This window comes from uncultured Abyssibacter sp., from assembly GCF_964000955.1.
Classification (GTDB): domain Bacteria; phylum Pseudomonadota; class Gammaproteobacteria; order Nevskiales; family OUC007; genus Abyssibacter.
In genome coordinates this window covers 1-9,885 of sequence record NZ_CAXFCL010000301.1, presented here as the reverse complement: position 1 = coordinate 9,885, position 9,885 = coordinate 1, and the positions used below count along the sequence as shown (strand labels likewise).

The window sequence follows — 9,885 nt, the reverse complement described above, 5'->3', positions numbered from 1 at the left end:
TGAGGGTTGGCGTGAGGGTTGGCGTGAGGGTTGGCGTGAGGGTTGGCGTGAGGGTTGGCGTGAGGGTTGGCGCGCGGGTTGGCGTGTGACGGCATCGGCGGCCAGGCACTCCCGGCTGTGCTGCCCGAGTAGCGGGGCGGGCGCGTGGATACGCGCCGGTGTCTCGCTGAGCTTGTAGGGCACGGTCGGATAGGCGGCGACGCCCAGCTCCGGGTGGTCGACCTCGGTGAAGAAACCACGGTGCCGGTACTGCGCCGAACGGGCGATGTCCTCGGCGTTCTGCACTGCCGCCATCGTAAGTCCGAGCTCCTGGGCCCTGGCCGAGATCGCGTGCTTGTCCTCGTTCGCCAGCCACTCGGCGATATGCGCCCGGCATTGCGCGACACGCTCCGGGGTGCAGTCCAGCTCCAGCCAGCGGTCCGGGAACTCGTCCATCCAGGCCGGATCGTCCAGCAGCTTGCGCAGGCCGTCCCAGTGCGCCGGGGCGGACATCCACAGATAGGCGTAGCCGTCCCTGCAGCGGAAGATGCCGGCCGGTCCCGAGAGGTCGAAGGCCTTGCGGTCGGTGCTCACATCCATGTCGCCGGCGATCATCTGACCGAGCACGTAGTCCACCCGCGAGGCCATGACCTGCTGGGCGCAGATGTCGATGAAGCGTCCGCTGCCGGATTGCTCGCGATCACAAAGTGCGGCGGCGATGCAAAGCGCGGCATCCAGGCCGGATTCATAGCTGACCAGGAAACGACCCGCGCCCTTCAGCGGCGGCTGGGATTCCTCGGCTCCGGTCGGCGTATGGAAGCCCCAGCCGCTGGCCTGGAATACGGTCAGGTCCTCGGCGTGACGCCGATCCTCGGGCGGGTGCTGACCGAACGCGGTGATCGAGCACAGCACCAGATGCGGGTGGGTTCGCGCCAGCGTCTCCGGGTCCAGGCCAACGGAGGCGAGAAAGCCGGAGGCGTGATCGTCGATGACGACATCGGCGCGATCCACCAGCGTCATGAGCGCGGCGGTGTCGGACAGGTCCAGCTCGACCGAACGCTTGCTGGTGTTGAGATAGGCGAACAGACCACTGTTCTCGCCGTCGCGTCCCGACCGCCCGAACGGTCCCATGCGGCGCGTCGGGCTGCCGACGCCAGGCCGTTCCAGCTTGACCACGTCCGCGCCGAAATCGGCGAGCAGCTTGCCGCAGTATTCGCCGGCGACGGTTTCCGCCAGTTCCAGCACGGTGATCCCCTGCATGGCCGACATCGTCCGTCTCGTCCTCAAATCTGAGTCAGTTCGTAGTCACCGGCATCGTCCATGTTGGCCTTCCAGCCGGGGTACACCACGATGGTGGTGAACGTCTCCTCGATCACGGCCGGGCCGATGATCTCGTGGCCGGGCCGCAGGTCGGTGCCGTGAAAGATGGGCGTGTCCTTGAAGCCATCGCCCAGATTGGCGCGACGATGCATCGCCGGCTTGGCGGCCGCTCGCGGCGCGGTGAAGCCGCTGCCGACCGCCGGGGAGGGCGTGTGCACCGAGGTGGCCAGCCGCACGCCGGTGATCTCCGGCATCTCGCCTTCGCGGATATGACCGAACTCCTCCATGTGGCGGCGGTTGAAGGCTTCCAGGGCCCGGTTGCCCAGGTCCTCGTCGATGAAGGACAGGTCCTGGCCGCCACTGCTCTGCGCGATGTCGAAGGTCAGCGAGAAATTCTGCCCGCGGTAGCGCATGTTCATCTGGTAGGTGACGGTCAGGTCCGCCGCCGCATAGTTGGCGTCGGAGAAATACTGCTGCGCCCGGTCGCCCAGTTCCGTCCACAGCGCTTTCAGCGTCGCCAGATCAGGGCTGTCGACCGGGGCGATGTAGGAGCGCTCCTCGTCGATGCTCGGTTCGGCGACCAGCGTGCCCAGAGCGGAGAAGGTCGGCGAGGCCTTCGGCACCAGCACCCGGGAGATGCCCAGGTCCTGCGCCTGAATGGCCGCGAAGACCGGGCCGTTGCCGCCATAGGCGAGCATGACCATGTCTTGCGGGTCGATGCCCTTGCCGGCGGTGGTGCGGCGCACGGCCTGGCACATGTTGGCGTTGACCACGCGCCAGCAGTCGAACGCGGCCTCCTCGGCGCTGTAGCCCATGGCGTCGCCGATCGCCTGGAAGGCGGGTTCGACGCCGTCCCGGGTCAGCGAAAAGCTGCCGCCGGCGAAGGTCGATTCGGCCGACAGGATGCCCAGCATCAGCAACGCGTCGGTGATGGTCGGCTGCGTGCCGCCGTTGCCGTAGCAGATCGGCCCCGGGTAGGAGCCCGCGGAGGCCGGACCCACCTGCAGGGCGCCATTGTTGACGTGGCAGATCGAGCCGCCACCGGCGCCCAGGGTTTCCACCTTCACCATCGGCACGCCGATCAGGTAACGGTGATGCATGTTCCAGCCGGCCTCGGCCGGCGCCGTGCCGTTCTGGACGACGGACATGTCGTAGGAGGTGCCGCCCATGTCCACGCAAAGCAGATCGGGGCAGCCCTTTTTTGCGCCGACGTGGGCCGAGCCGATGACGCCGCCGGCCGGGCCGGAGGCCAGCACGCGGATCGGCGCATCCTCCATGTAGGCCTTGGTCATCACCCCGCCGCTGGCCTGCATGACCATGAGCTGGTGCCGGTAGCCGGCTTCCTTCAGCCGCGAAACCAGCCGCTCCAGGTAGGCCGTGACCCGCGGCGCCACGTAGGCGTTGACCACGGTGGTGCTGGTGCGGTCGTACTCCGGGGCGCGAGGCAGCACCTTTGACGACGGCGAGATCTGCACGCCCGGTAGTTCTTCGGCGACGATCTCGGCGACGCGGGTTTCGTGCGCCGGATTGACGAAGGAAAACAGCAGCGAGATCGCCACCGACTCGACGTTCTGCTTGCGCAGTTTTTCGCAGCAGCCGCGCACGGCGTCCTCGTCGAGCTCGGTGTAGACGCTGCCGTCGTGCAGGATGCGCTCCGGCACGGTGAGCCGGCGTCGGCGCGGCGTGATCTGCACCGGTGGCTCCAGGCGCACATCCCAGATGTCTTCCTTGAAGCCGCGGCGGTATTCGATCTCGTCACGAAAACCCTCGGTGGTGATCAGCCCCGTGACGGCGCCGTTCATCTCGATCAGGGTGTTGTCCGCCACGGTCGTGCCGTGCACGATCGCCTCGCACTGTCCGAGAAAGTCGCCCAGATCCAGACCTTCGATCTCGGCCAGCTTGCCGAGCCCGGTCATCACGCCGATGGAGCGGTCCTCCGGGGTGCTGAGATTCTTGTGCAACACGATGTCCGCGCCCTTGAGCAGGGCGAAGTCGGTGAACGTGCCACCAATGTCGATGCCTACGCGGTAGCCCACGGGTGTCTCCTTCATGCCGCCTGGCTGTTGCGCGCCGCGGTCATTTGCTCACGCAGCGCCGCGGTTGCCGCGACGTCGACGGCCAGATCGTAGTTTTCCAGTGTGCCGGTGAGCACCACGCCGTATTTGTCTCTCGCCGCAGCGAGGCTGACGTATTCATCCAGCACGTCTTCCTTCACGGCTTCCGGATCACGCGCCAGCGCCGGACCGAATCCGCCGCCGCCGCCATGCTGGTAGGCGATGACGGCATTCGCCGGAAGCTGATCGCGGGCGATCAGTTCGATCTTGCGTTCGTTGTCCGAGCCCAGTTCGAAATGGTTGACGTAGGGGCTGCCGCTGTCCCCGCCGCACATGCCACTGATGGGGTGTTCGGCCGAAACCATCCAGGCCATGGCCATGGTCGGTTGCAGCACTTTCTTGACGTTGAGGCTGCCGGGCTGCCCGCGCCACTGCCCTGCGCCGCAGGCATCCGTGGTCATTTCGCGGTTGATGTTCAGCACCGGAAACCGACACTCGGCATCCTCGGCCTCGGACAGGAACAGGTTGCCCAGCGAGGCCGGGCAGGAGCCCCAGCCGTCGATGCCTTCGACCGCGGAGACGTCCATCGAGCGTGTGTCCACGCCCTGGTCCATCCACATCCCGTTGGCGTCGAAGCCGATCACCGCGTTGGGCATGCCGATCTTGTAGACCTGTGGCTGACAGCGGCCGGGAACGACCTTGGATAGCGCGACGGCCACGCCTTCGGTGATTTCGCAGGCGGGATGGAACGAGCCCAGCGCGGCCGGCGAGTTGGGCGGCGGCTGCGCGATGCAGCCTTCCGGCACGATGATGTCGACGGCGTCGAACATGCCCTCGTTCTTGACGATGCCCGGGTCCACCATCGCGGCAATCTGCACCATGATGTAGCTGCGCGTGTTGCCGTAGGTGTTCCACACGCCGACCAGGTTCGGGCGGTCGTCGGTGCCGCTCAGGTCCACCGTGAGCTGGTCACCCTTGACCGTGCAGGTGACCTGCACCTTCACGTCCTTGGTGCCCTGGGTGTCGTGGTCGATGTACACCGTGGCGGCGTAGCTGCCATCCGGCCACCCGGCGATTTCCCGGCGCACGCACTGCTCGGTGTGGGCGATGTTGTAGTTGATCGCGGCCTTGACGGTGTCGCTGCCCCACTTGCGGATCATGGCTTCCAGCGATTTCACCGAGCGCTGCACGCCACTCATCATCGCCGCGAGGTCGCCGGAGAAGGTCGCGAAGCGGTTGTTGCGTTCGATCAGCCGGATGATGTCGCGCCGGGGTTCGCCGCGGTGGACCAGCTTGACGCAGGGAATCGCCAGGCCTTCGGTGAAGATGTCGGTGGCCTCCAGCGTGAATCCGCCCGGGTCCTTGCCGCCGGTGTCACCCTGATGCGCCTGCAAGGCCTGGATCATCACCAGTTCGCCGTTGTCGTCGAACACCGGCGCGTAGACGTTGTAATCCGGCAGGTGACCACCGCCGTGGTCCGGGTCGTTGCCGAGAAACACGTCGCCAGGGCCCCAGTCGTAGTCCTCGAAATGCTCCAGGCCGTAGCGGACCGTGAGCTGGGAGACGAAGGTCAGATGCGGCGTGCCAATGGACCCGGAGGCGAGCCGGCCATGGGCGTCCACGATCACCGCGTTGCGTTCGTTGGACTGGTTGATGATCGGCGACGACGCCGCGCGGCCCAGATGGGTCGCGGCCTCGAAGCAGATGGTTTCCATCGCGCCGCGAATGATGGCGGCGCTGACGGCATCGACGGAGGCGTCGGTTGGCAGCGGCTCGCGTCGCGCGGCCAGGCGGCGGTTCAGTTCGTAGGACATGTTGGTCTCACCCCTCGCATGTCGTTGTGATGATTCGGGCGGATGCGGGTCAGCCTCGCTCGCACGGTAGTCAGGCGTCGGGGGCGATTCCCGACAGTTCGCGTGAGCCCGTCGACAGCCCGCGCAGGGCTAGGGCTTGTTGCGGTTCGACCGGCTCATCCGCCACTCGGGCGGGTATTCCATGTCGATGTCCTTGACCACGTTGTTCAGGCCCCTGCCGAAGACTTCGTCGCCCAGCTGCACGTCGTCCGTGGTGTCATTGCGGATGGACGGAAGCATTCCTTCCACCCAGCCGGTGAGCAGGCTGCCCATGTACTCGCCGCGGTGCTGCTTGTAGATCTCCAGAAAGGTCTTCTGGACGGCGACGGTGTCGGTCGGCCGGGAGCGGGCGCAGGCCTTGGCGTACTTGGCGGTCTCGGCGTCGAGCTCGTCCAGCGGCACGACGCTGTTGACGAAATTGCACTTGTCCATCTCGGCGGCCGTGAAGGGGCGGCCGGTGAACAACATCTCCTGAAACTTGCGCAGGCCGATGGTCTCGATCCAGGTCCACAGCCGCGGCCCCCAGCCCACGTAACGGAACGACGGGTGGCCGAACAACGCCTCGTCGGAGGACACCAGCAGGTCGGCGTCGGCGGCCTGGTAGAAATGCCAGCCGTAGCAGTAGCCCTTGGCCTCGACGATGCTGATCTTCTTGAACTCCTGCAGCGGGCGGCAGCCGGCGCGGCCGCGGGCGTAGTAGTCGGTCAGCCCGTGCAGGAAGCGAAAGCTGTCCTTGGGCGGGTAGGTGACGTCGGCGCCGTCCATGTCGAACTCCCGCAGCATCGACACGTCCTGGTTGGACTCGGACAGCATGTCGGCCTGCTCCGGCAGATCGCCGCCGCTGCCGAAGTGCTTGCCCTCGCCGCGGATCACCAGCACCTTGACGTCGTCGTCGATGTTCGCCTGGTGAATCAGGTCGGCGTAGACCAGTCGCATGCCCGCGGTGACCGCGTTCTGGGCATCCGGTCGGGTGAACGTCAGGGTCGCGATCCGGGTCTTGCGGTCCTTCTCGTATCGGATGTATTGCTTGGCGTCTTCCTTGAGTTCGGCTGTCGTCGGCATCCGCGTGTCATCCTCGTTCTAGTCGTTATTCGAGACCCCGAGTTGTCCCATCGCGAGGGCCGATAATTCCCGACATCTCGTGTGCTAGCATCTACCGAAGGTGCGGCCGCCATGGCCCCCGAGGAGCACACAACATGGGCAACCAGCCTTTCTACAGCCTGGATGGCCCGTTCGATTCCATGCCGACAGAACGGCAGATGCGAACGGCCAACTTCCGGGGCTTTCCGGAACTTGTCCGCAAGCTGGGCGCCGACCCGCGCCGGATTCTGGACCGGCACGGCATCGATCCGCGTGCCCTGCGCGACCCCGAGCAGTACATCGACTGCCAGTCACTGGTGAACGTGCTCGAGTACTGCAGCACCACGCTCAAGGAACCGCTGTTCGGCCTGCGACTCGCCCAGCATCAGGACGCCGATGTCTATGGCTGCGTGACCGCGTTGTGCCGGGCGGCCTCGACATTTCGCGAGGCGCTGACCGGGTTCATGGACTACATCCCGGTGGTGCATTCGCCGGTGACCGTGCTCGATCTGGTCGAGGGGCGGGAAACCGCGGAACTGCGCTGGTTCGTCCGATCCGACCTGGGCACGAACAACCAGGCGAACTACCAGGCGGCGATGCTGAACCTGAAGCTGTTGCAGCTGATCGGCGGGCGGGAATTCCGTCCGAAGTATGTGCACCTGGCCGGAATGACACGTCCGCGTGACATCGCGGACATCGAAAACGGCATGGGTTGCCGCTTCCACAGCAATGCCACGGTCAACGCCATCGCGTTCCCGTCCGCGGTGTTGCAGTGGCCCGTCGCCAGTGCCAACCGCCTGCTGTTCGGTTTGCTGGGCGGCTATCTGGACCGGGTCAAGGATGCGTCACGCACGACCATTGTCGAGCGCGTCGAGGACTATGTGCGCGGCTCGCTACCGTCGGGCAGCTGCTCCATCGAGCTCTGCGCCCGCAAGATGGGTACCTCGGTCCGCACCCTTCAATCGAACCTCAGTGAGGCCGGGCTGAAGTTCTCCGACATTCTCGAGCGCGTCCGCACCGAACTCGCCAAGTCCTACCTGAAACAGGACCAGCTTTCGCTGGACGACGTGGCCGACCTGCTGGGCTATTCCGAACAGTCCAGCTTTGGCCGGGCGTTCAAGCGGTGGACCGGTGAGACGCCGAAGCAATATCGCTGGCGGGCGACAACTCCCGATCAGCGGCTGCATTCTTGACGTGGTGACCGTTTCGTCGCGTGGTCTCGATACTTAACGCGCCGAGACCGGGCGACGGGTGGAATCAGAGGTCGGGCCGATTGGCCGGCGGGTCGGCAGGGTCCGCCTCGTCAAACCAGGTGAAATAACGTTCGGTCGCGGCGTGTCCGGCCTCGACCAGCGCCGCCTTGCGGTGGTCGGGCAGGTCGAAATCCATGGTGCCGACCCCCTGCGTGTTGATGTAGACCGTGCGATGCCAGTCGTCGCTGTGCAGATGACGGTCCTCCTGGACATTCATGACGGCGTTGATCAGCGCGAAGGCGTAGTCGAAGAAATCGCCGATATCGCGTCGTTGCGGTTCGGCACCGTCCCGGAACAGCGCGATTTCTTCCTTGCTGTCCAGGCGAAATCCCAGGGTCTCCCGGTTGTAGACGTAGGTGCTGCTTTTCTTCGGCTTGGTCTGATTGGCCTTTTTGTAATAGTCAGTGCGGCGGGCGTGTTTCGGGCGGCGGTTGGACTTGATGTACTTCTCTCGGTCGAAGAGTTTCACCGGATAGTTGTTGAAGACGCCGCCATCGACCAGCACGTCGCCCCGCAGGTCGCTCACGGCCTTGAAGAACAGCGGGATGGACATGGAGATTCGTGCCGCGTCGGCGACACGTACACGTGGCGTGTGCTCGATCGAGAACACCTCCGAGTAGCCCGTCGACAGATTCGTGCCGACGAGGAACAGGTCACGCAGACCGGCCTTGGAAAAGTCGTTGAACGTCGCGTGGGGATTCCCCAGCTTGTTCTCGATGAGCTTGCCCATCCACTGTCTGAAGAAGTCGCCCTTGTACCAGCCGTATTGCTCACGTAGCCGATCGATGTCGCGGACAATGCCCCAGGAGTCGTCGAGGAACTTGTTGAAGTCCATGGATTGGAGAATCTGTCGCGTCTCCTCCAGGCTGTAGCCGCAGGCGAGCAGAACGGCGTTGATCGCTCCCGCCGACGTGCCGCCGACACGTTCGACGTTGTCCATGATGTTGCGTGTCTGGAGCGCCTGAAGGGCGCCGACATAGGCGATGCCCTTGACGCCTCCGCCCTCGAATACGAGGTTGCGAAATGGGTAGTCGGTCATGGTCTCCCCCTTGGTTTCGCTGAAAGAAGCGCCCCCGGCGCCCCGATATGACCTACTACGGCAAATCGGAGGGGATCCGGACAACAGAGGGGTACGGAGACCGGAAGGCCTCGCGCGATTTTTTGTTTGGTCTGTGCCCGAGTTCAAAACTGTCTGCACATGCAATTGCCCACCGGCCGGCGACGGGGGGCGGGTATAACCCCGCATGAAACAGGCGTTCGTGCAGTAGCGCCGTCACATAAAACGTTGCGGGAGACAGACGACATGCATGCAGATTCCACCCCGAAACCCGTTGCCCTGGTCACCGGCGCCAGTTCCGGTATTGGTGAGGCCATCGCCAGGCGATTCGCCGAGGGCGGTTTTCGTATCGTTGCCGTCGCGCGGAGACAGGAACGCCTGGAACAGCTGGCGGCGTCGCTGGACACCGACGTGGAGATTCTCGCGGCCGACGTCACCGCGGCGGATACCGCGGACCGCGCGGTGCAACTCGCCATGGACGCGTTCGGTCGCCTGGATTGCCTCGTCAACAACGCGGGCTCCGGAAAATGGGCGCCGGTCGACCAGACCGATGATCAGACGCTGGACGAGGTGGTCGAGACCAGTCTCAAGGCGCCGTTCCGCTTCGCCCGCGCGGCCCTGCGGGTGATGCAGTCGGGCGCGTCGGTCATCAATGTGGGATCCACGTTCGGCATTCGCGGCGGCGCCGGTGGCGGCGCCTACTGCGTGGTCAAGTCGGGCCTGATCGGGCTGACGCAGAGCATCGCCGCCGATTACGGCTTTCAGGGCATTCGCAGCAACATCGTCTGTCCCGGCGTGATCAAGACCGCCATGACCCAGGATTTCTGGGAGGCGCCGTTCTTCCAGAGGCTCAATCACGAGATGACGCCGATGGATCGCGAGGGCACGGTCGAGGATGTCGCCAACACCGTGTACTTCCTCGCCACAGTGCCGGGCAGCTATATCAACGGACAGACCATCGCCCTGGACGGTGGCTGGACGACCACCAAGACGCTGACCGTGGAGGCCATGACCTGCGAGCGCGTGCCGCAGGGCTGATGGTCGTGGCCGGCGGTGTGACGGGGGTCGAAGCCCCGGCCCGCACCGCTTAGCATGTCCACCTCCATACGCTAGATCTGCCGGCGACCTGGACGGGTCGCGCAGCGCCGATCGCTGTCACAAGGGATTGTCATGAAGACCCGAATCACCGAACTGTTCGGTATCGAGCACCCCATCATCCAGGGCGGCATGCACTTCGTCGGCTACGCCGAACTGGCGGCGGCGGTGTCGAATGCCGGCGGCCTGGGCAT

General features: G+C 65.2%; 8 protein-coding genes. 3 read left to right on the top strand and 5 right to left on the bottom strand.

Annotated elements, in window-relative coordinates; genetic code table 11:
• The 4 genes from ABNS06_RS14400 to ABNS06_RS14385 form a co-directional block, all read right to left on the bottom strand.
• Positions 1 to 1,248: CoA transferase (locus tag ABNS06_RS14400; RefSeq protein WP_348675289.1), on the bottom strand; the 1,248-nt coding region annotated here is incomplete at its 3' end.
• Positions 1,249 to 1,262: 14 nt separating this feature from the next.
• Entirely contained in the window at positions 1,263 to 3,350 is a 2,088-nt protein-coding gene (locus ABNS06_RS14395; protein ID WP_348675288.1) for a hydantoinase/oxoprolinase family protein, read from the bottom strand.
• Positions 3,347 to 5,167 (bottom strand): hydantoinase B/oxoprolinase family protein, encoded by a 1,821-nt coding sequence (locus ABNS06_RS14390; RefSeq protein ID WP_348675287.1) that lies wholly within the window; start codon positions 5,165 to 5,167, stop codon positions 3,347 to 3,349. The genes ABNS06_RS14395 and ABNS06_RS14390 overlap by 4 nt, the downstream gene beginning before the upstream one ends.
• 129 nt (positions 5,168 to 5,296) lie before the next feature.
• A complete protein-coding gene (locus ABNS06_RS14385; protein WP_348675286.1) occupies positions 5,297 to 6,268 on the bottom strand; it encodes an enoyl-CoA hydratase/isomerase family protein in 972 nt (323 codons plus the stop codon).
• Between the two features lie 134 nt (positions 6,269 to 6,402).
• Between ABNS06_RS14385 and ABNS06_RS14380 the strand changes: the two genes are divergently transcribed.
• Positions 6,403 to 7,479, top strand: coding sequence for an AraC family transcriptional regulator ligand-binding domain-containing protein (locus tag ABNS06_RS14380; protein WP_348675285.1), 1,077 nt, complete (start codon positions 6,403 to 6,405; stop codon positions 7,477 to 7,479).
• Positions 7,480 to 7,543: 64 nt separating this feature from the next.
• On the opposite strand, the gene ABNS06_RS14375 is transcribed toward ABNS06_RS14380, so the two are convergent.
• On the bottom strand, positions 7,544 to 8,578 hold the full coding sequence (locus tag ABNS06_RS14375) for a patatin-like phospholipase family protein (protein ID WP_348675284.1): 1,035 nt from the start codon (positions 8,576 to 8,578) through the stop codon (positions 7,544 to 7,546).
• A 264-nt stretch (positions 8,579 to 8,842) separates the two neighbouring features.
• Here ABNS06_RS14375 and ABNS06_RS14370 point away from each other — a divergent pair, with 264 nt between their 5' ends.
• Together ABNS06_RS14370 and ABNS06_RS14365 are read left to right on the top strand one after the other, a co-directional pair.
• The gene (locus ABNS06_RS14370; RefSeq protein WP_348675283.1) at positions 8,843 to 9,634 is read left to right on the top strand and encodes an SDR family oxidoreductase; all 792 of its coding nucleotides are present in this window, start codon (positions 8,843 to 8,845) and stop codon (positions 9,632 to 9,634) included.
• A 132-nt stretch (positions 9,635 to 9,766) separates the two neighbouring features.
• Positions 9,767 to 9,885: nitronate monooxygenase (locus ABNS06_RS14365; protein ID WP_348675290.1), on the top strand; the 119-nt coding region annotated here is incomplete at its 3' end.

Coding starts and splice junctions, on each gene's coding strand:
- ABNS06_RS14395 (WP_348675288.1), bottom strand. CDS start 3,350: ATGAAGGAGACACCCGTGGGCTACCGCGTAGGCATCGACATTGGTGGC.
- ABNS06_RS14390 (WP_348675287.1), bottom strand. CDS start 5,167: ATGTCCTACGAACTGAACCGCCGCCTGGCCGCGCGACGCGAGCCGCTG.
- ABNS06_RS14385 (WP_348675286.1), bottom strand. CDS start 6,268: ATGCCGACGACAGCCGAACTCAAGGAAGACGCCAAGCAATACATCCGA.
- ABNS06_RS14380 (WP_348675285.1), top strand. CDS start 6,403: ATGGGCAACCAGCCTTTCTACAGCCTGGATGGCCCGTTCGATTCCATG.
- ABNS06_RS14375 (WP_348675284.1), bottom strand. CDS start 8,578: ATGACCGACTACCCATTTCGCAACCTCGTATTCGAGGGCGGAGGCGTC.
- ABNS06_RS14370 (WP_348675283.1), top strand. CDS start 8,843: ATGCATGCAGATTCCACCCCGAAACCCGTTGCCCTGGTCACCGGCGCC.